Annotated in this window: 15 protein-coding genes and 1 pseudogene; 5 read left to right on the top strand and 11 right to left on the bottom strand. The window is 71.7% G+C overall.

Features of this window, described 5'->3' with window-relative positions:
• Nucleotides 1-71: 71 nt before the first annotated feature.
• A complete protein-coding gene (locus tag N4G66_RS24155) occupies nt 72-1,091 on the bottom strand; it encodes an LLM class flavin-dependent oxidoreductase (RefSeq protein WP_261706268.1) in 1,020 nt (339 codons plus the stop codon).
• A gap of 534 nt (nt 1,092-1,625) precedes the next feature.
• Between N4G66_RS24155 and N4G66_RS24150 the strand changes: the two genes are divergently transcribed.
• The 3 genes from N4G66_RS24150 to N4G66_RS24140 all read left to right on the top strand — a co-directional run bounded on the left by N4G66_RS24150 (nt 1,626) and on the right by N4G66_RS24140 (nt 5,186).
• Nucleotides 1,626-2,570 (top strand): NADP-dependent oxidoreductase, encoded by a 945-nt coding sequence (locus N4G66_RS24150; RefSeq protein ID WP_261706267.1) that lies wholly within the window; start codon nt 1,626-1,628, stop codon nt 2,568-2,570.
• Between the two features lie 391 nt (nt 2,571-2,961).
• Nucleotides 2,962-3,819: an AAA family ATPase gene (locus N4G66_RS24145; protein WP_261706352.1), complete on the top strand. Its 858-nt coding sequence runs from the start codon at nt 2,962-2,964 to the stop codon at nt 3,817-3,819.
• Complete coding sequence (locus N4G66_RS24140; RefSeq protein ID WP_261706266.1) at nt 3,816-5,186, top strand: vWA domain-containing protein; 1,371 nt, start codon at nt 3,816-3,818, stop codon at nt 5,184-5,186. Before N4G66_RS24145 ends, N4G66_RS24140 begins: the two co-directional genes overlap by 4 nt.
• Nucleotides 5,187-5,216: 30 nt before the next feature.
• Here N4G66_RS24140 and N4G66_RS24135 read toward each other — a convergent pair whose 3' ends face one another.
• The 10 genes and pseudogenes from N4G66_RS24135 to N4G66_RS24090 all read right to left on the bottom strand — a co-directional run.
• Nucleotides 5,217-6,188 (bottom strand): alpha/beta hydrolase, encoded by a 972-nt coding sequence (locus tag N4G66_RS24135; protein WP_261706265.1) that lies wholly within the window; start codon nt 6,186-6,188, stop codon nt 5,217-5,219.
• Nucleotides 6,189-6,370: 182 nt separating this feature from the next.
• Nucleotides 6,371-8,233 carry a M1 family aminopeptidase gene (locus N4G66_RS24130; RefSeq protein ID WP_261706264.1) on the bottom strand — a complete coding sequence of 621 codons (1,863 nt, stop codon included), beginning with the start codon at nt 8,231-8,233 and terminating at the stop codon, nt 6,371-6,373.
• Nucleotides 8,234-8,478: 245 nt separating this feature from the next.
• Nucleotides 8,479-9,141 (bottom strand): spherulation-specific family 4 protein, encoded by a 663-nt coding sequence (locus N4G66_RS24125; protein WP_261706263.1) that lies wholly within the window; start codon nt 9,139-9,141, stop codon nt 8,479-8,481.
• A complete protein-coding gene (locus tag N4G66_RS24120) occupies nt 9,138-10,067 on the bottom strand; it encodes an NAD-dependent epimerase/dehydratase family protein (protein ID WP_261706262.1) in 930 nt (309 codons plus the stop codon). Before N4G66_RS24120 ends, N4G66_RS24125 begins: the two co-directional genes overlap by 4 nt.
• Nucleotides 10,068-10,074: 7 nt before the next feature.
• Complete coding sequence (locus tag N4G66_RS24115) at nt 10,075-10,788, bottom strand: nucleotidyltransferase family protein (protein ID WP_261706261.1); 714 nt, start codon at nt 10,786-10,788, stop codon at nt 10,075-10,077.
• Nucleotides 10,789-10,822: 34 nt separating this feature from the next.
• Nucleotides 10,823-11,824, bottom strand: coding sequence for an SDR family NAD(P)-dependent oxidoreductase (locus N4G66_RS24110; RefSeq protein ID WP_261706260.1), 1,002 nt, complete (start codon nt 11,822-11,824; stop codon nt 10,823-10,825).
• Nucleotides 11,825-11,945: 121 nt separating this feature from the next.
• Nucleotides 11,946-13,322: a hypothetical protein gene (locus tag N4G66_RS24105; RefSeq protein ID WP_261706259.1), complete on the bottom strand. Its 1,377-nt coding sequence runs from the start codon at nt 13,320-13,322 to the stop codon at nt 11,946-11,948.
• A complete protein-coding gene (pelF, locus tag N4G66_RS24100; RefSeq protein ID WP_261706258.1) occupies nt 13,319-14,857 on the bottom strand; it encodes a GT4 family glycosyltransferase PelF in 1,539 nt (512 codons plus the stop codon). The genes N4G66_RS24105 and pelF overlap by 4 nt, the downstream gene beginning before the upstream one ends.
• 85 nt (nt 14,858-14,942) lie before the next feature.
• A complete protein-coding gene (locus N4G66_RS24095) occupies nt 14,943-17,075 on the bottom strand; it encodes a hypothetical protein (RefSeq protein WP_261706257.1) in 2,133 nt (710 codons plus the stop codon).
• Nucleotides 17,076-17,511: 436 nt separating this feature from the next.
• Nucleotides 17,512-17,805 (bottom strand): annotated as a pseudogene (locus N4G66_RS24090) (hypothetical protein); the annotation flags it as partial.
• A gap of 422 nt (nt 17,806-18,227) precedes the next feature.
• Here N4G66_RS24090 and N4G66_RS24085 point away from each other — a divergent pair.
• Both N4G66_RS24085 and N4G66_RS24080 read left to right on the top strand, forming a co-directional pair.
• Complete coding sequence (locus tag N4G66_RS24085) at nt 18,228-18,575, top strand: PRC-barrel domain containing protein (protein WP_261706256.1); 348 nt, start codon at nt 18,228-18,230, stop codon at nt 18,573-18,575.
• A gap of 524 nt (nt 18,576-19,099) precedes the next feature.
• Entirely contained in the window at nt 19,100-20,341 is a 1,242-nt protein-coding gene (locus tag N4G66_RS24080) for an NAD(P)/FAD-dependent oxidoreductase (RefSeq protein ID WP_261706255.1), read from the top strand.
• The last annotated feature ends 16 nt before the right edge of the window (nt 20,342-20,357 follow it).

Genomic DNA, 20,357 nt, shown 5'->3' with positions numbered 1-20,357 from the left:
GGGGACCACATGCCGACGCCGACCCGAACCCGCCGGGGGATCACGCCACCCGGCGGGTTCTCGGGCCTCGTTCAGGCGGCCGGCCGCCACCCGAGCGCCGGGCCCAGCTTCGTGGCGATGTCGGTGAGGATCTGCACGTGGTCCTCGTGGCCGAAGGTGAACGGAAGGGCGAACGCCACCTCGTCGATCTCCCTGAACGCGGCCTGGGCGTAGAGCTGTTCGGCGATGTGGTCGGAGCTGCCGACGAGGTCCGGCGCGAACATCAGGCGCGCCGGCCCCTGCGGTGTCGTCGTGCGCGCCAGCCGCCCCAGGACGTACTCCTCGTACCTTGCGCGCTGCTCGGGTGAGGCGCTGTCGGTGGGGATCACGACGAGCCCCTGCGAGACGCGGGCACGGTCGCCTTCCGGATGACGGGCGCGGAAGGCCCGTACGTGGGAGAGCTGGACCTCGGCGAAGTCCTCGGAGTCCTCCGCCTTGACGACGCTGCTGGTCAGGAAGTTCATGCCGTGTTCGCCGGCCCACCGCGCCGACCGCAGGCTGCCGCCGCCGTACCACATGCGGTGGCCCAGGCCGGGGGAATGCGGCTGTACGCGGTCCGAGAAGACCTCGAAACCCTCCGTCCCGCTGAAGCCGGTGGCCGGCTTGCCGCGCACGAAGTCCAACAGCCGTTCCACGCGCGCGTATCCGAAGTCCTCACTCTCGGCCGTGTCGGGATACAGAGCGTGCTTCACCCGCTCGTAGTGCAGCGGCGGGCCGACGCTGACTCCCGGGTTGAGACGGCCGCCGGCCAGCACGTCGACGGTCGCCAGGTCCTCGGCGAGGCGCAGCGGGTTCTCCCAGCCCACGGGGATCACCGCCGTCCCGAGTTCGATGCGGCGGGTGCGCTGCGAGGCGGCGGCCAGGACGGCGACGGGCGAGGAGATGCCGTACTGGAGATGGCGGTGTCGCAGCCATGCGCTGTCGAAGCCAAGCCGCTCGCCCAGTTCGATGATGCCGAGTGTGGACTCGTGGCCGCGCCCGGGGTCGTTCTCGTCGAAAAGGCCGATGGTCAGGAAGCCCAGCTTTCGCAAGGGGCGTGACGGCAGTGGCACAAGCTCCTCCATCGTTCGCGGCACGCCGCGTCGAGTACCGGCGCCACCGCAGATTGTCGCAGGCGGTCGATGTGGACCGGCGGGAGGACCGGGCAGGTCAGGGGGCCATGGCGCCGGGAGGCCGTGAACCGTGCCGTGCGGGACTTCGCGAAGGCACTGCGCGACGCGATCCGGGCATGGCACCGTGGGCGGAGGGTCCGGCCCGTCGCTCCCCCCGTGGTGACGGGTCGGACCTCTCCGCCGGCCGTACGCCTTTCCGCGGGCGGCCGGGGGACCGATCCCGGCGGCAGGGCCATCAGGTCCCGCGGTCCTCGACGACCCAGGAGCCCGTTCCCGCGGCGGTACGAGGCACCGGCCGAGCCCCGCGGGAAAGCCGCCGGTCCCGCTCTCGCGACGGCGGGACGTACGAGCCCGGCAGGAAAGCCGCCGGTCCCGGATCTATCGTGAAGAACGGCCGGTCCGCGCCGGAGCCGGAGGACCCGATGGCGATCGACTCGACGGCGGCCCTGTGCCGTCCCGATGAGGAGGAAGCGGATGAACGGCACGATGCACGCGGTGCGCGGTCATCGGCGGGGCGGCCCGGAGGAACTGATCTACGAGGTCGCGCCGAGGCCGGTCCCCGGTCCCGGTGACGTGCTGGTCGAGGTGCGGGCGGCGTCGGTCACCTCGGGGGAGCTGGGCTGGGACGCGACCTGGACCGACAGCTTCGACGGCAGCGGCAGCCCGCGACTGCCGGTCGTACCGTCCAAGGAGGTCTCCGGTGTCGTGGCCGAGCTCGGGCACGGTGTCACGGACTTCAGGCCCGGCGAAGCGGTCTACGGCCTGATTCCCTTCACCCGGGACGGGGCCGCGGCCGAGTACGTGACCGTTCCGGCGGCGGATCTCGCCGCGAAGCCGGGGTCGCTCGACCACGAGCGGACGGCCGCGCTGCCGCTCGCGGGTCTGACGGCATGGCAGGGGCTTGTCGCTCATGCCGGCGTCACGCCGGGACAGCGGGTGCTGGTGCACGGCGGGGCGGGCGGCGTGGGCTCGTTCGCGGTCCAGGTCGCGGCCGCGCTGGGGACCGAGGTGACGGCCACAGCGGCGGCCCGGGACGCGGACTTCGTCCGTGGCCTGGGCGCGGACACCGTGATCGACTACGCCGGTCAGCGCTTCGAGGCCGAGGTGAAGGACGCGGACGTCGTGTTCGACACGGTGGGCGGGGCCACCCTGGACCGTTCCTGGCAGGTGCTGCGTCCGGGCGGAGTCCTGGTCAGCATCGTCGCACCGCCGACACCTCCGGACGGGGTGGACGTCCAAGGGGTGTTCTTCGTGGTCGAGCCGGACCGCGCCGGTCTGGAGGAGCTGACGGCACTCGTCGAGGCGGGCCGGCTGGTCCCGCAGGTCGACCGGATCGTTCCCCTGGAGAGCGCCCCCGGGGCCTACGCGGCCCTCGAACGCGAGCACCGGCGGGGCAAGATCGTGCTGCGGGTCTCCTAAGGGCTGTCCCGTAATCCCCGGTGGATCAGCGCGCGGCGTCAGATGCGGTGCATCGCAAGGCGGAGGGTCGTCCTCATACTGGGCGTATTCGGGCGATCCGACAACGCGGCGAGGTGCCGTAGCTGTCGTCGTGCGCCCGCCGGGGATTACGGGACAGCCCTTAGGCCGGAACGGCCTCCCGGGGCTTCCCGTCGTGGCGTCGTGGGGCGGGCGCGCGTACAGCAGGCCCTGTGCCGCGGGGCCGTCGCGCCTGACGGTCTCGCTGCGCCGCGGGGCGGTCCCGGGCGGCAGCCACCCCTTGCGCCGTGGGGGCCGTCACACGTGACAGCGGGGTGAACAAGCGCTTAGATAGTGAGCCCGACCTCGTCCGCGCGTGCTGGAGGCCCCGTTGCTGTTCACATCCGTCGACGAGGTCTCCGCACGGCTCGCCGAGGTGGGCTATCTGGCCTCGCCCGCCGTCGCCACGACGGTCTTCCTGGCCGACCGCCTCGGCAAACCCCTCCTGGTGGAGGGCCCCGCCGGCGTCGGCAAGACCGAACTCGCCAAGGCCGTCGCGCAGGTCGCCGGGGCCCGGCTGATCCGCCTCCAGTGCTACGAAGGCGTCGACGAGTCACGGGCGCTGTACGAGTGGAACCACGCCAAGCAGCTGCTGCGCATCACCGCCGGCCGTGACGAGACGTGGGACGAGACGCGCACGGACATCTTCAGCGAGGAGTTCCTGCTGGCGCGGCCGCTGCTGACCGCCATCCGCGGCGACGACCCGAAGGTCCTGCTGATCGACGAGACCGACAAGGCCGACGTCGAGGTGGAGGGCCTGCTGCTCGAAGTGCTCAGCGACTTCCAGGTCACCGTCCCCGAGCTGGGCACGATCGCGGCGACCAGCCGCCCCTTCGTGGTGCTCACCTCGAACGCGAGCCGCGAGCTGTCCGAGGCCCTGCGCCGCCGCTGCCTGTTCCTCCACATCGGCTTCCCCGACGAGGAGTTGGAGCGCCGGATCGTACGACTGAAGGTGCCCGGACTCGACGAGGCGCTCACCGAGTCCGTGGTGCGGGTCGTCGGGGCGCTGCGGGAGATGGACCTGCGCAAGGTCCCCTCCGTCGCCGAGACCATCGACTGGGCCCGCACGCTGCTGGCCCTGGGCGCCGAAACCCTCGACGAGAACGTCGTACGCGACAGCCTCGGCGTGATCCTCAAGCATCAGGACGACGTACTGAAGGCGGCGGCCAAGCTCGACCTGGGCGCCGTGTGAACGCCGCCGTGCCGACGGCCGGTGTCGCCGACCGGCTGACGGGACTGGTCGGCGCGCTGCGCTCGCACGGCGTGCGGATCGGCACGGGCGAGACGGTGGACGCGGCCCAGGCGGTGGCGGCGCTGGGCTTCGCTGACCGTGACCGGCTGAGGGAAGGGCTGGCCGCGACCCTGCTCCACAATCCGGGCCAGCGGCGGGTGTTCGACCCCGTCTTCGACGTGTACTTCCCGAGAGGTGTCGGGGCACCGGACGGCGCGGGGCCTGCGGACCGGGACGACCTGCGGGACCGCCTGGCGGCCGCCCTGGCCGCCAACGACCAAGCGCTCATGGGCCAGTTGGCCATCGAGGCCGTCGACGGGTTCGGCGGCTACGGGGGCACGACGGCCACGGACGGCTGGTCCTCGTACCAGACACTCGACCGGCTGCGACCGCAGACCCTGATGTCCCGCGCGCGGGACACGGTCCGTGCGCAGGGCGGCGGGGCGGGGTTCACCGACCGGCTGCTTGAGGACGAGATCCGGCGGCGCATCGAGGTGTTCCGCGGGCAGGTGGCGACGGAGGCGCGGCGCCGGATCGCCGAGCGGCGCGACCGTGACGAGATCGCCCGGCGCGCGGTGGCCCCGACCGCCGACCGCGTCGACTTCCTGTTCGCCGGACGGGACCGGCTCGCCGAACTGCGCAAGGTCGTACAGCCGTTGGCGCGCAAGCTGGCCACCCGGCTCGCCGCGCGTCGCCGCCGTGCCAGTCGGGGCAGTATCGATCTGCGCCGGACCCTGCGGGGATCGCTGTCCACGGGCGGGGTGCCGATGCGCCCCGTGCTGCGCAGGCGCCGTCCCGCGCGGCCCGAACTGGTGCTGCTGTGCGATGTGTCGGGATCGGTGTCGGGCTTCTCGGACTTCACGATGCTGCTCGTGCAGGCGTTGCACGACCAGTTCAGCAAGGTGCGGGTGTTCGCCTTCGTCAACCGGGTCGACGAGGTGACCGGGCTGATCGGGCCCGGTGCCGCCGACCCCGGGGGACTGAGCGCCAGGATCCGCTCGGAGGCGACGATCACGGGCTGGCACGGCAGCAGTGACTACGGCGTCGCGTTCGGCGAGTTCGCCGAGCGGTACACCGGGGCGGTCGGCTCCCGGTCGACCGTCTTCGTGCTCGGCGACGCCCGTACGAACATGAGCGATCCGAATCTGCCCGCCGTCAGGCAGCTCACCCGGCAGGCCCGCCGTGCCTACTGGCTGAACCCCGAGGCACGCTCGCAGTGGGGCACGGGCGACTCGGCCGCCCTCGTCTACGCCGAGCTCGTGGAGATGCACGAGTGCCGCAACGCCCAGCAGCTCAGCGCGCTGATCGGCCGTCTCCTGCCTGTCTGAACAACTGCGGGTGCGGCGGGTGTTCGGCTCTCACGGTGCGAGGAGCCTGCGCAGCCACGTGACGCGGGCGGCACGGGCGGTCCGCGCGAGCCCGGTGTGCGGGGCGAAGGAGTCGAAGCCGTGGAAACCGCCGGGCCACACATGCAGTTCGGCCACTCCGCCGGCCTGCCAGATCCGCGACGCGTAGTCGACGACCTCGTCCCGGAAGGTCTCCGCGGACCCGACGTCGAGAAAGGCCGGGGGCAGCCCGGACAGGTCCGAGGCCCGCGCCGGGGCGGCATAGGCGGGCACGTCCGGGCCGCCGCGGGCATCGCCCAGCACGGCCGTCCAGGCGGTCGAGTTGGCCGTACGGTCCCAGGCGCCGACGCCCGCCATCTGGTGTGCGGACGGAGTGTCGTTGCGGTCGTCGAGCATCGGATACATCAGGACCTGCCCGAGCGGCCGGGGTCCCTCGCGGTCCCGGGCGAGCAGGGCGAGCGCCGCGGTCAGGCCGCCGCCCGCGCTGGCTCCCGCGACGACGATCCGCTCCGGGTCACCGCCGAACTCCCCGGCGTGCCGCGCCGTCCACAGCAGACCGGCGTAGACGTCCTCCACCCCGGCCGGGTACGGATGTTCGGGCGCCAGCCGGTACTCCACGGACACCACGACCGCGTCGAGTTCCTCCGCCCATTCCAGGACGACCTCCACCCCGGCCCGGTTGGTCCCGAGGACCATGCCGCCGCCGTGGGAGTGGTAGATCACCGGGCGCGGCCCGTCCTTCGGGGGCGCGAGAGGCCTGACGACGAACAGCGAGATGTCGGGAGCGCCCTTGGGCCCCGGGACCGTGAGGTCGGTGGTCTCGAAGGCGCCGCCGCCGGTGAGGTCGTACGCGGGCACCGCGAGCTCCGGCTCCGCGCGCAGGGCGGCGATGTCCGCCAGGCTCGGCCCGGACGGCGTGGACGGGCCGACCGCCGCGAGGGCGACGCCGAGTTCGGGGTCGAACGGGGGCGGTACCAACAGCATGACGTCTCCTCGTGCCGAGCACGGCGGCTCATCCGACCATGATCGGGTGCCGTGCTCCCGGACCGGGAGCCGCCGTACGGCGGAACCTGCCCGCGACCCGGCGGACCATGCGCGCCGCGGTGACGCCCGAAGGCGCCACCGCGGCGAACCGGAGATCAGTCAGCTGCCGATACGGTGATCCGTCAGCCGTCGATGCGGTGGGTCGTCCAGAACGACGTCAGGTCCGTGGTCGTGGCGGCCTGGGCGGCCGCCTTGAACTCGGCCGTGGTCGAGACGCCGTACCAGTGCGACGTGGCGTAGTCCTTGAGGAGCTTGGCCATGACGGTGTCGCCGAGCACGCGCCGCAGGTCGTGCAGCGCGCACTTGCCGTAGCCGTAGACGACCGTGGAGTAGCGGGACGAGTGCGTGTCCCAGTAGGCCATCGAGTTGGTGATCTTCTCGGCGGTCGAGGCCCAGGAGGTGCTGTTCCAGCAGTTGGTGCCGGTGAGGCCCTGCGCCAGGTCGGTGGCGTAGTCGGTGAACGACTCGTCGAGCCACGGGCTGTTGTACTCGTCGTCGCCGACGATCCCGTAGAACCACTGGTGACCGATCTCGTGGGTGAGCGCCGTGGTGCTGACCAGGTCGAGGACGAACCCGGGGTACTCCATGCCGCCGAACCAGTAGTTGTTGTCGATCACCGCGTCCAGCTCGCCGTACGGGTAGGCGCCGAAGCGCGCCGCGTGGGCGTCCACGGCGGACTTGGCGGTGGTCAGCATGGACTGGGCGTTGGCGGAGCTGATGCCGGTGACGGAGTAGATGTTGATCGCGGTGCCGGCGGAGGAGGTGCCGGAGATCTTGGTGAACGGCCCGGCGGCCCAGGCGAAGTCACGGACCTTGGACGCGGTGGCCGTGGTGATCGTGCGACCGCTGGAGCCGGCGGTGTCCACCGAGGTGCCGGTGGCCGGGACGAGGATGCTCGTCGGGTGGTCGAGGGTCACCTTGAAGTCGGCGGCCAGCGAGTAGAAGGACTCGCCGTTGTTGGTGTACGGGTCCAGGTGCCAGCCGGCGCCGTCCTTGACCGCGAGCACGGGCAGCGCGTTGCCGACCATGCTGAAGGCCCCGTCGTAGCCGAACCGGTCGGCGCCGCTGGGCACGGTGATGCCCAGGTCGAAGCCGATCGTCGCGCTCTGGCCCTGTGCCACCGGTGACGTCAGGCTGATCTGGAGGGCCGTGCAGCCGACCGAGAGGGCGCCCGCGGTACCGCCGCTGACGTTGCTGACGGCGATGGGCATCGCGGAGCAGGTGCCGTGGTAGTTGTCCCACAGCCTCAGATACACCTCGCTGAGCGCGGTGGAGGAGGCGTTGGTGAAGGTCACGCTCTCGTGACCGGTCCAGCCGGTGCCGCTCGTGTTGCTGGTCAGGCTGACCGTGTATCCGGGGGCGGCGGGTGTGCGGGTCGAGTCGGCCGGCGGGGTCGTGCCCCCCGAGGTGTTGAGGGCGATGTCGTCGAGGACGAAGCTCGTCTGGAGGCTGGAGTCCTCGGTGCCGGTGAAGGCGACGGTCACCGTCTGGCCCGCGAAGGCCGACACGTCGAACGTCTTCTGGGCGTACCCGGACGCCTTGTTGAGGTTCGAGTACGTCGCCAGCGTCGTGCTGCCGATCTTCGCCGTGAGCTTGTCGTAGGCCGTCGACGAGGTCGTCTCCGCCGTGTCGATGTGCAGCCAGAAGGTGAGGCTGGCACTGCTGCAGCCGGACGGGATCGTGACGCTCTGCGAGAGCGTGTCGGTGTGGGTGCTGCCCACGCCGTCCAGCCAGGCGAAGCTGGTGCCGCCGTGGGCGCTCTGGCCCGTGCGGCTGGTGATCACGGTGGTCGAGGACTGGGTCCAGGGCGAAGTACCGCTCTCGAAGCCGCCGTTGGTCACCACCTGTGCCGGGGTGCAGGCGGCCGCTGCCGCCGGTGCTGTCCGCGGCGAGGCCGCCACGGGGGTGCTGGGGAGCGAGACTGCGGCCAGGGCGGCGACGACGAGGACGCGTGCCGCCAGGGCCTTGAGGGGGGTCGGTCTCACACGAAACTCCTTTGAGGCGGCCGGGATTCCGGCCTGCTCGGTGGCCGCCCGGGACGACTGGGGTGCGCCGCTGGGTGGCCGCGGGCCGCGCGCGGGTGCGCGCGGTCGCTTGGTGAGATTTCCGTGCCGTCACCCTGGGGTCAGGGCGACGGCACCAGGAAGCCTCGCAGATTTGACCGAGACATGCCATCAAAGAGATGGAAAGGAGGTCGGAGACCTGGAAAGGAGATCGGGATGTGTACCGCTCAGGACTCCGGCTCGCTCAGGGCGGGCGTCAACCGCGCCCACGGATTGGGGAGTTCGCCCGTCACCGGCCCGGCCACCGCCGCACCGCGCTCACGCGCGGTGCGAACGGCGAGCGGAACGAGCGCCTCGGGGACTCCGTAGACCAGATGACAGAACCGCTCGGCCGGATGCCGGGCGGTCCACGCCGGTCTGCTGAACGCCGACACATACGTGGACCAGTGACCCTCGAACGTGACGAGCAGATCGGCGAAGCGGGCGTACCCCGGCACCGGGTGGACACCCGTGTTCAGCACCACCGGGGCCGCGCCGAGCCGGCGCAGGCTCTGCACCAGCCGCTTGCAGTCGGGCAGCGCCTCCGCCGTCGGTGCCACCTGGTCGAGGAAACACCCTTCCGTCCCGTACCAGTCCCGGTGCCGCAGGACCTCGTCCGCGACGATGTCCGGATCGCGTGCGCCGTAGGCGGTGTCGACATAGCCGAGCAGCCGGGCGCCCGCCGACCGCAGCGCGTCCGCCGCCGCGGTGAACGCGGGATCCGGTCCCTCGCCCGGCCCGTCGGCCGGGTTGATGACGACCCCGTACGTACGGTCGGCCGACCTGATCAGACGGTGCCAGGCGCCCGGGTCCTCGCCCGGGTGGACATACAGCGGAATCAGCAGGCTCATGGCGTCCGGTCGTCTTCGGGGCACGGTACGGGAGCGGGTCCCGCAACCGCCGTCCAGAGCGCCGCCAGTGAGTCGTCGAGCGTCAGGGCCGGCCGCCAGCCGAGGGCTTCCCCCGCGGCGGTGATGTCGGAGCACTGCCACGACACCTCGCCCGAGCGGGCGGAACCGCCGCCGTTCTCCTCGATGCGCCCCCGGAACCCGGCGACGCGCGCCAGGCCGTCCACCAGGTCGCGCACGGGAACGGCCTTTCCGCTCCCGATGTTGAGGACGCGTGGCAGCCGTCCGGGGGTCGTCGCCGCGGACACCGCCGCCCGCGCCACATCGCGTACGTCCACGAAGTCGCGGTACGCCGACAGGTCGCCCAGGCGGATCACCGCGTCCGGGCCGGAGCCGGCCTCGCGGAGCAGTCCCGCGATCCGGCCCGGCAGCCCGGCGGCCGGCGCCCCGGGCCCGACCGGGTTGCCCACTCGCAGCACCACCGCGTCGAGACCGGAGGTGATGACGGTGACCGTGCCGGCGAGCTTGGTGGCCCCGTACGGGGTGACGGGGCTGGTGGCGGCGGACTCGGTCACGCTGGTGTCGCGGACGCCGGGACCGTATTCGGCGGCCGAGCCCAGATGGACCAGCCGGGCGGTCGGCGCCGCCTCGCGCAGCGCCGCGCAAAGAATCGCGGGACCACGGGAGTTGACCTCGGCGAGGGTCACGGCGTCGCCGCCGGTCGCGCCGGCGCAGTTGATCACGGCGTCGGGTGCGGCCGCCGCCAGGGTCGCAACCAGTCGCTCCTTGCGAGCGGTGGCCAGGTCGATGCCGAACTCCGCGGCGGGCGAGCGGCCGCCGCCGAGCACCTGCACGCCCTGAAGGGTGTGCAGGTGCTCGACGACATGGCCGCCCAGATAGCCGGTGAGGCCCAGGACGAGAATGCGCATGCGGTGTTCAGGCTCCCTTGAGCAACAGCGACTTGCGGGTGGTGAATTCGGCGTTGGCCCGGTCGTAGTCATCCGGGCGGCCGATGTCGAGCCAGTACCCGTCGAAGTCGTAGGCGTGCGGCTCGTTGCGGCTCCGCAGCAGGTCGAGGACCAGCTCGTCGAAGCCCAGCGGCAGCCCCGGTGTATAGCCTTCGAGCGTGGACCGCGACAGACCGTACACGCCCATGGAGACGCGGTAGTCGATGCTCGGCTTCTCGGTGAAGGCGACCACCTTGCTGTCGTCGGTGGTCAGCACACCGAAGTCGATCTGCACCTTGCGCGCGTACGTCGCGATCGTCAGCGGTGCCCCCGAACTCCGGTGCTGTACCAGGACGTCGTCGAAGTCGAGGTCGGTGAGCACGTCGCCGTTCATCACGAGGAACGACTCGGGCAGCCGGTCCCGCATGGTCAGCAGGGGGCCCATCGTGCCGAGCGGGCTCTCCTCGGTGGAGTAGTCGACGGCCATGCCCCATTGGGTGCCGTCGCCGACGTAGGCGCGGATGATCTCGCCCAGGTGGCCTATGGCGATCGTGCAACTGGTGAACCCGGCCGAGGCGAGCTGGCGGAGAACGATCTCCAGGATGGCGTGCTGGTCGCCGATGGGAACGAGCGGCTTGGGCAGGGCGGTGGTGTAGGGCCGCAGCCGGACGCCCTTGCCTCCCGCGAGAATCACTGCGTGCATGGTGCTCCTCCTTCGTGGGACGTGCCGGACGGGGTCAGATGTTGTAGATGCCGGTCTTGTAGCGGGCCAGGTTCGCCGGTTCGCGGAAGAACTCCACGGTCCGCGCGAGGCCTTGTGCCAGGTCGTGGGCGGGGCTCCAGCCGGTCGCCTCGGCGAGCCGGGTCGCATCGGCGACCAGCCGCATCACCTCGGAGTTGGCCGGCCGGATGCGCCCCGCGTCCTCGCGCACGTCGAGGGCGGTGTCCATCACCTTGCCGATCAGAGCCACCAGGTCGCCGACCGAGATCTCGCCGCCCGTACCGGCGTTGAAGGTCCGGCCCACGACCTGTTCCGCGGGCGCCGTACCCACCGAGAGGAAGGCCTGGGCGGTGTCCTTGACGAAGGTGAAGTCGCGGGTGGGCCGCAGATCGCCGAGGGTGATGGTGCGTTCGCCCGCGGCCACCTGGCCGATGACGGTGGGAATGACCGCGCGCATCGACTGGCGCGGGCCGAAGGTGTTGAACGGCCGCAGCGTCACCACCGGCGTGTCGAAGCTCGCGTGGTAGCTGTCGGCCAGCCGGTCCCCGCCCGCCTTCGAAGCGGCGTACGGGGACTGGGTGTTGATGGGGTGGTCCTCGGTGATCGGCACGGTCTGCGCGGTGCCGTACGTCTCGCTGGTGGAGGTGTGTACGAGCCGGGGCGTGCCGAGCGCGCACACCGCCTCCAGCACATTGAGGGTGCCGGTGACGTTGGTGTCCACATAACTGTGCGGCGCCCGGTAGGAGTACGGGATCGCGATGAGCGCCGCCAAGTGGTAGACGCAGTCGGCGTCTTCGACCAGACCGCGGACCGAGCCCGGATCCCGGACGTCGCCGAGGACGATGTCCACCTGGTCCAGGACGTCGGGGTGCAGAGTCTCCAGCCAGCCGTACGAGGAGAAGGAGTTGTACTGCGCCATGGCCCTCACGCGATGCCCGGAGGCGACCAGTGCCTCGGTGAGGTGGGAGCCGATGAAACCCTCGGCTCCGGTGACGGCGGCGAGCGGTTCGGTAGTCAACTCGTAGATCCTTCCGGTTGGTTGCTCATGTGATGTGCGATTTCGGATGAGTGCGTGGCTACCGTCGGGGCTTGTCCCGGACGGGCCGTGCGTGGTGTTCGGGCGGGCCGTGCGTGGTGGCTCAGGCGTGTGGCGCCGGTCGTCCCAGCAGCCGCACGGCACACGCGGTGAGACAGAGGGCGGCCGTGCCGCAGAACAGGGTCAGAACGGCGGCGCTCGGCGGGGGACGGAGCACGGTGGTCGAGGCGGCCCCGCAGGCCGCCGTCAGACAGACCGCGGCCGGTGGCCAGGCCACCCCGAAGGCCTGGAGCAGCAACGCGGTCCACAAGGTGACCGCGAGCAGCAGCAGCGGGGCCGGCTCCGCGCCGGTGAGCAGGGCCGCGGGCAGCAGCGGGAGGACGTAGCCGAGCAGGCAGAGGCCGAGGATGCCGGTCGAACGCAGCAGGAAGGCGGCCGGAGTCGCCGTCGTCCGCAGTGCCGCCACCGACATACCGCGATACCGGTACAGCAGCCACTCCGCCGGTCCCATGCTCACGGTCAGCACGATCACGGCGTACGGGTGCTGGCGTCCCTCCAGCAGCACCAGCACCCCGGCGGACAGTCCGAACAGGCCGTACGGCAGAGACCGCAGCAGCGACGGACGCTCGCCGCCCGTGGCCGGCGGGACGGCGAGCGTGGCCCGCAGCGCCCAGCCGGCCACGGCGACCGCGCCGAGCACGGACAGCAGCGGCAGAGCGATGCGTCCCGCGGTCCCCGGGTCCCACCAGGGCAGCGCCGTCGCGCCGGCGATCAGCGGGGTGAGCGCGGCCAGCAGCGGCCGTTCCGCGCCCAGTACCAGCAGCACCCCGGCCGCCGCGAGATACACCGACTGCGCGGCGGCGACCCCGACAGCCGTGCCGGACCCGGCGACCAGCGCCCCGGTCGCCGTCGCGACGAGCGCGCCGAGCGGTGCCCCCTTGAGCAGGGTCCGGCCGGCCTCGCGACGGCCCGTGGTCATGCGCAGGTAGGCGCGGTGCCCGAGCGCCTGGCCCCACGCCCAGGAGACGAGTCCGGCTACCACCAGCACGTCGAGATCCCCGCTCGCGTGCCACAGCCGCCCGGTGAGCAGATAGGCGAGGCCCGGCAGGGCGAACAGCGCCCCGCGCAGCCCGCAGCGCACATGGTCCGGACGCCACGGGTCGGCCGGTCGCGGTGGTTCGGGAAAGGTGCGCGGCACCCGCTCGTACAGCGCGGAGGCGAGCGAGAAGAGGTTCGGGTGTCCGTACCGCTCCTGGATGACCTCGGCGGTCAGCCCCTCCGACTCCAGCAGCGCCGCCACCTCGTACGGGTGGACGGCAGGCCCCACGCCGTCCGCCAGCTCGGCGGCGAGCCGGTCGACCGCGCCCGGGTCCGGGCCGTGGCCGGGCACGGACAAGGCGGGCGTGCGGCCGTCGGCGAGCCGCAGGGACAGGGTGTCGCCTCCCGTGCTGCCGGGCTCCAAGGCCATCGGTCCGCTCATCCGGCCAGGCTCCTCGGTTTGGACGGAGCCGCCGGGCCATCCGGTGCCGCGAGCGCGACGTCGGCCGTCTCGGGAACTCCGGGGACGATCCGGCCGAGCGCCGACAGTTCCAGGTAGATGGTCCGGAAGGTGTCGACGGTCTGCCGCAGGGTGAACTGCTCGATGACCCGCAGCCTGGCCGCCTCGCCCATCGAGCGACGGCGCCCGGGATCGCCCAGCAGTCCCAGCGCGGCGGCGGCCATGGCGCCCGGATCCCGCGGCGGGACGACGAGACCGCTGTCGCCGACGGCCTCGCGCACCCCGCCCACATCCGTGGACACGGTCGCCCGTCCGCACGACATGGCCTCGATCAGGGTGAACGGGAAGCCCTCGCTGATGCTGGAGAGCATCACGACATTGCCCGCCGCGTAGGCGTCCTTGATGTCGTCCACCCGGCCCTCGAAGGTGACCGCGTCCGCGTGCCCCAGTTCGGCGGCCAGGGCCTCGCAGCGTTCGCGGTAGGCCTCGCCGCCGCGCGGTGTGCCGCCGAACAACCTGAGCCGCGCGTCCGGGAGTTCGGCCCGTACGAGGGCGAACGCCCGGATCAGGGTCTCCAGGTCCTTGATCGGGTCGACGCGTCCGGCCCAGCTCAGGGTCGGACGCTCGGGCTCCGGGCCCGCCGGCGGGAACGCGGCCGGGTCCACGCCGTTGTAGACGGTGCGGATCGACTCGGGTGCGGCACCGCCCTGTTCCTCCCACAGCCGGTTGTACCGGTTGCCCGGGGTGATCAGGGCGGCGCGCCGGTACGTCTCCTCAGCGAGCAGCCGGAAGAAGCCCAGCACGACGGCTTTCACCGGCCAGCGGTACGGGGCGGTGCGGTAGCCGAGATAACGCTCGCGCAGATAGACGCCGTGCTCGGTCAGCAACAGGGGTACGCCGTGCCGTTCGAGCGCGGCCAGACCCGGCAGTACGGCGACGCCGCCGCTGACGGCGTGCGCCACCCCGTGCTCGGGCAGCGGCGCGGCCAACGGCCGCAGCGCGTGCTCCAGCAGAGCGGTCGCGGTGATGGCGTCGTGCAGGGTCGGCCGGGCCTCGCGGACGGCCAGCCCGGGACGGTTCCACACCCCGGTCAGGACGCTGATCGCGCTGTCGCCGCGCAGGAAGGGACTCAGCATCCCGCCGGCCGCGGCCTGCGCCATCGAGTACAGAGCGGTGGCGAACCGGTCCTCGGCGCACGGGTCGAGCAGAGCGGTCAGGAACTGTTCGTAGGCTGCGGTGAGTTGGTTGCGGCGCCGCCCGCGGGGCGGCCGGCCTTCGGGCGCGGGCCCCCACATGGGGACCGCGACGACATCCCTGACCTGTGCGGGGATGTCCCACACGATCGGTTCGCGTCCGGTGCCGGTGACGGCGATGACGTCGAAGTCGATGTCGGGCATGCCGTCGACGAGTTGGTCGCACCAGACACTGACGCCGCCGTGACTGTGCGGGTAGGTGCCTTCGGTGAGCAGGGTGACGCGCGTTGAGCTGAGGCTGCGCGCGCCGCGGGGAACGTGCATTGATGTGCTCCACGGCCGAGGTTGGGGTGGTCGAGCCCGTCCCGGCCGCTGATGGCGCGGCCGGGACCTTCGGTCGGTGCGCGGCTCAGTTGTCCGGGCTGTAGGGAACCTGCTCGGTGACGCCCACCGGAACGCGGGCGTCCGGCGCGCCGCTGGTCGCGGGCTGCCGTGCGGCGTCGAGGGTCGAGGACAGGGCGGGGGAGGACGACGGCAGGCCGAGCGTCAGCGCCGTGTCGCCCGGTGCGGTCCATCCGGAAACTCCGCCGGCGTAGGCGCCGCCGAAACCCGCCGTGCCGTTCATGGTGCCCGTGGGCATCGTGGCGGTGACCGCTACTCCGCTCGGCGCCTGGACGGTGACGGTGTCGCCGACGCGGTAGGCGGTGACCTGGCCGGCGCCGACAGCCGCCTTCCAGGCGGCACGACGCCGCAGTTCGATGCCGATGTCCTTCATCCGCAGGTTCACCACGGGGGTGTTGTCCGCGAACAGGTTGTCGTAGCCGTCGAGGACGCCGTCGAGCACCGGGTAGGCGATGCGCTCCTCCGCGAGGTTCGACTGGTGGATGAAGTGCGGCTTGGGGTCGTTCGCGAGCACATGCCCGAGGTCGATCCGGGTCTCCAGCGGCACGATGTGGTCGGTGTAGCCCGTACTGGTGCTCAGCGGCGCCGACAGACAGGTCGAGGTGTCCGGGTGGTCCTCGCAGATACCGCTGCCGCCCTGGGCGCGGCCGGTGTAGATCCAGTTGTACTCGTCGATCTCTTCGGCCGCCTTCCCCGCGTTGTAGAAGACGTTCATCGGGTAGCGGGGGACGGTCGTGGCCGGACCGGCCTGACGCTGGTCGGGCTCGCGGGAGTTGTCGGAGCCGAGCCAGGCGACGCCGGTGTCCGTGAGCGCGAGCGCGAGGTTGGGGTTGTCGACGGGCTGCTGCGGCGAGATCCTCAGGCCGGAGTGCTCGCCGGTGACCAACTCCTGGTCGTCCAGGGGGAGTCCGGCGTTCTGGCCCCAGGCGCGGTTGGCCGCGATCTCGTCGGCGATCGTCGTGCGGCTGACCCACTTGGTGCTGCCGTCGGTGTTCGTCGCGCACTTCCACGGCACCACGGTGGTGTCCTGCTCGCAGCCGAGGAACGCGTGGGTGAAGGTGTGGTTGATCCAGCGGAACCGGTCCCGCTCGGCGACGAGTTCGTCGGCGAGCGGGTCGGCACCGTTGTTGTCCTCGCGCTGGTCGACACTGCTGGCGCCGTTGTAGGCCAGGTCGAGAGTGAAGTTCCGTCCGGTCTCCCAGTCGGTCGCGTAGTCGACGTCGGCCGGGGTCATCCGGATCGGGTTCGCGACCCCCTCGCCCTGCGGGCAGTCGATGTCGCCCGGCGTGCAGTTGAGCGTGGTGTCCCACCGGTCGTCACCGGCGAGGACATCGTCGACGTGCACGGCGAAGTAGTTGCGCGAGGCGCCGAGGTGCACGCCCCCGGTCATCCACTCCACGATTCCGCGTGCCAGCAGCCGGAACTGCTCCTGGTACTGGTTGTACACGAACGTGACGACGAGCTCACGCCGTCCGTCGTGCCGGTACTCGCCCACGAGGGACCCTCGCGTCGACTGTCCGGGGATCGGCGCGTCGACGTACGGAGTGAAGTCCGCTCCCGCGGCGGGCGTCGACAGGTAGGCGTAACTCTCGCCCACGTCCGGGGAGTTGTCCTCGAACGGCACCGACCCGTCCAGATAGCCGAAGGGCCCGGCCTTGCCTGCCGTCGTGACCTGCGCCTGTACGCCGTCGAGGCTGCCGGAGTAGCCACCGAAGACGGGGTACTGGAGTCCGGCCTCCGGACGCGCGTAGGTGTACGCGTCGACCTGCGGGATCGCGTACGTCTGCTCGTAGGCCGCGAGGGCCGCCATCTCGGGCGAGTTCGCCGCGAACGGGTTGTCGTTGGGCAGTACGACTGCCTGGAACCTGGCGCGCGGTACGCCGTCCACGGTGTCCGCGAGGAAGCCGGCGTCGATCACCGGCCGTCCGGACTGCCGCAGGTCGACCTCGGTGTAGGGCGTGCCGGCGGCGGAGAGTTCGGCGGCGATGGCGTCGGTCGCCGGACCGCCGTCACTCACGATCAGAACCCGCAGTTCGATGCGGGTTGTGGCGGTGTCCGCGTGCGCCGTGCCGGCTGGTAAGCCCAACGAGGTGATGAGCGCGCCGACCGTGAGCGCGGTCGTGCGAATGGTCCGCTTCATGCGGTGAAGTCCCTCCCCGGGCAGGGGTGAGTACCGCTCCCATGGAGCCGACCACCCCCTGGCGCGACGCCACAGCCCCCCTCAGACGTGGTCGTCAACGCGTTCGTCGCGTCACATAGTGGGGTCTCTGTGTAGCTTTCGTGCGCCTGCTGCGAAACGTGACGGAAAAGAGTGGGTATCGAACGGGTGGTCACCGCACGTTGCGGCGAAGGCGTGGCCGTCACCCTGGGGTGGCGAATGGTTACCGTGCGAAACGTTACTGCCCGTCCGTGGCCCGGGGCGGACCGGATCCGGAACGCCGAGATCCGCCCCCGTGGGGGCGTCAGTGGTCCAGGCCGCGACGAGTTCTGGCTGAATGATCGGTTTTAGGTCATCCCGACCCGTACCTGTGAAGTTCCTGTGTGCCGACGGGGCGGCCGGTCCACGCAACTCGCTACGAGTGGAAGCCGATATCGCCGTTGCAGCCGGAGTCGGTGGCGACCTGGAGGGTGAGTGTGACGGTCCGGCTCTGGCCGGGCGGGATGGTGGACCCGTAGTTCGGGCCGGGGCCGGTGGGGCCCGTGCCCGAACACGGAACGCTGCCGGTGGTCGAGGCCAGGGCGCAGCCGGTGAAGCCGTACTTCAGATCGGGACGCCGGGTGGTCAACCGGGTCGGCTCGATCGTCCGGTGGACGAACCGGATGCCGTACGTCCTGTGGTTGGTGATCGTCATCGACACTCCCTTCCGGCCGGGCCCCAGCTCTCCCCGGCGATGCCTCCCTGCCCGTCCGGAACACCCGCGCATGAACCGGGGGAGCGCGGGCACAAGGAGTCTCGGACCGCTCGTGGATGCCTCCCCCCGGCAGCCGCGAGCTCTCGGCCCCGCCCGTGATTCCACTCCCCCCCCGGGATCGCGAGGCGGGGCCGCCGCGTTCTCGCCGACTCGGATCCCGAGGGGCGTGCCGGAGTGAAGTCGTGGGTGTTCACGCCCCCGAGAGGAATTCGAGGAATTTCCGGGGAGCGGGTGTCACCGGCGGGGAAAGGGACACCCGTCGACCTTCAGCGGAAAACACGCTGAGGAAAGGGTGACCGTAAGCCCGGTCATCGAAGCGCGCACCCGCATATCGATGTGGGACGGCGGCGCGCATCCGCGGACGAGTGGAGGATTTCTTCGTGAACGAGAACCTGTGGGGTTACGGGCCGACCAGCGGTCACACGGCCGACGACGATCTCACCGGCTACCGGGTGGAGGCGACCGACGGCCACATCGGCAAGGTCGACAAGCACTCCGACGAGGTCGGTTCTCAGTACATCGTCGTCGACACCGGCGTCTGGATCTTCGGCAAGGAGGTCCTGCTGCCCGCCGGCACGATCACATCGATCAGCCACGAGGACAAGACCGTCCAGGTCGCCCGGACCAAGGACGAGATCAAGTCGGCGCCGGAATTCGACAAGGAAAAGCATCTCGGAGATCCGCATTACCGCGACCAGCTCGGCGGCCATTACGGCTCCGGCCACTGACGCGACGAGAACCGCCGGTTGTGCCCGTATTCCGGGGGCACCGGCGGTTTTCGCTGCTGCCGGGCGCCGTGGAAATGTGGCGCGGCACAGTAGGGGACCCCGGCTGGACGGGGGAGACCAGCCGGGGCCGTTCATGCGGTGTGCGGAGGGCGTCGCCGCTCGGCGAAAGGCTCCACGGGGCTTCAGCCGGACGATCGTCCCCGTGGGGCTGTGGGTGAGGCCCGGGGACACTGTCCCCTCCGCGCCACACTCCTTTGAACGGCGGACCGCCCCGAATTGTTCCGCCCCGGAGTCCCCGGAGTCCCCGGAGTCCCCAGAGTCCCGCGCCGTGCGACACGGGGTACGGGGGGTACGGGGGTACGCGGCACCGTCTTCCGGCGTGGCCCGCATCCGCCCGCCGCGCCCGAGGGGAAGATCGGTTCAGGAGGGCGTGTGCGACGGCGCGGGACCGTCCGCCTGTGCTCGGACCACCCCGGCGCGCTCACCGGAGCGCGGACGGCCCGGCTGCTCGGAGGATGATGCCCATGACCGCGAAACGCGGTGTGTCCGATGTCCTGGTCGTCGGCGCCGGGCTCGCCGGTCTGGCCTGTGCCCGCGATCTCGCCGGGTACGGCTTCGGGGTCCGCGTCCTCGAGGCGTCCGACGAGGTGGGCGGCCGGATGCGCTCCGACCCGCACGAAGGGTTCGTCGTCGACCGGGGCTTCCAGGTCTTCAACACCTCGTATCCGCAGGTCCGGCGCCGGCTCGCGCTGCGAGACCTGCGGCTGCGGCCCTTCACGCCCGGCATCCTCGTGCACACAGAGGACGGGCCGTTGCGCTTCAACGACCCCACCCGAGGTCCACGGCGCCTGGGTGACCTGCGTCCGGGGCGGCTCGCGGGAACCCGTGACCTGATCGCGCTGGCCGCCCTGTCCGGCCGGGACATGCTCGCTCCCGCACGATCGCTCAAGCGCGGCGAGGACCGTACGACACGCACCGCGCTGGCCGCGGCCGGATTCTCCGAGGAGTTCGTCGAGCGGTTCTTCCGGCCGTTCCTGTCCGGAGTCTTCCTGGAGGACCAGCTGGAGACCTCGGGCCGGGTGTTCCACCTCGTCTGGCGCAGCATGCTGCGCGGCACCCTGTGCCTGCCCGGCGCCGGCATCGGGGCGGTGCCGCGCCTGCTGGCCGAGGCGCTGCCCCAGGACGCCGTACGCCTCGGCACCCCGGTCACTCGGCTCACGGACGACGGGGTCGAACTGGACGCCGGAGACGAACTCGCCGCGCGGGCCGTGGTGGTGGCCACAGGGCCGGGCCCCGCCGCCCGTCTGCTGCCGGGGCTGGATCTTCCTCCCTACCGCGTCGTGACGACGTACTACCACGCCGCGACCCGTTCCCCGTTGGCCGAACCCGTCCTGCTGACGGACACGAGAAGGCGCTTCCTCAATACCTGCGTCCTGAGCGAGGTGGTCCGCGGCTACGCCCCGCCCGGGATGTCGCTGATCGCCACCTCGGTCCTCGGGCACGACGGGGAGGGCCGGGAGGCGTTGCTGCGCGACGCGCTCGCCGAGGTGTACGGCACCGACACCGCGGGCTGGGACCTGCTGACCGTCCGTACCGTTCCCGACGCGCTGCCGGCGATGCCGCCCCCGCAGCCGCTCGGCCGGACCGCCCGGGTGTCCCCGGGCCGCTATGTGTGCGGGGACCACCGGGCCACGGGCTCGGTGCAGGGCGCTCTGGCGTCGGGCGCCCGCGCGGCCCGCGAGGTCGCGAGCGATCTGGCACGGTAGAACGCGGTACGACGGC

It is taken from the genome of Streptomyces rhizosphaerihabitans, assembly GCF_025399795.1.
Taxonomy (GTDB): Bacteria; Actinomycetota; Actinomycetes; order Streptomycetales; family Streptomycetaceae; genus Streptomyces; species Streptomyces rhizosphaerihabitans.
This window is presented reverse-complemented; position numbering and strand designations above follow the sequence as displayed.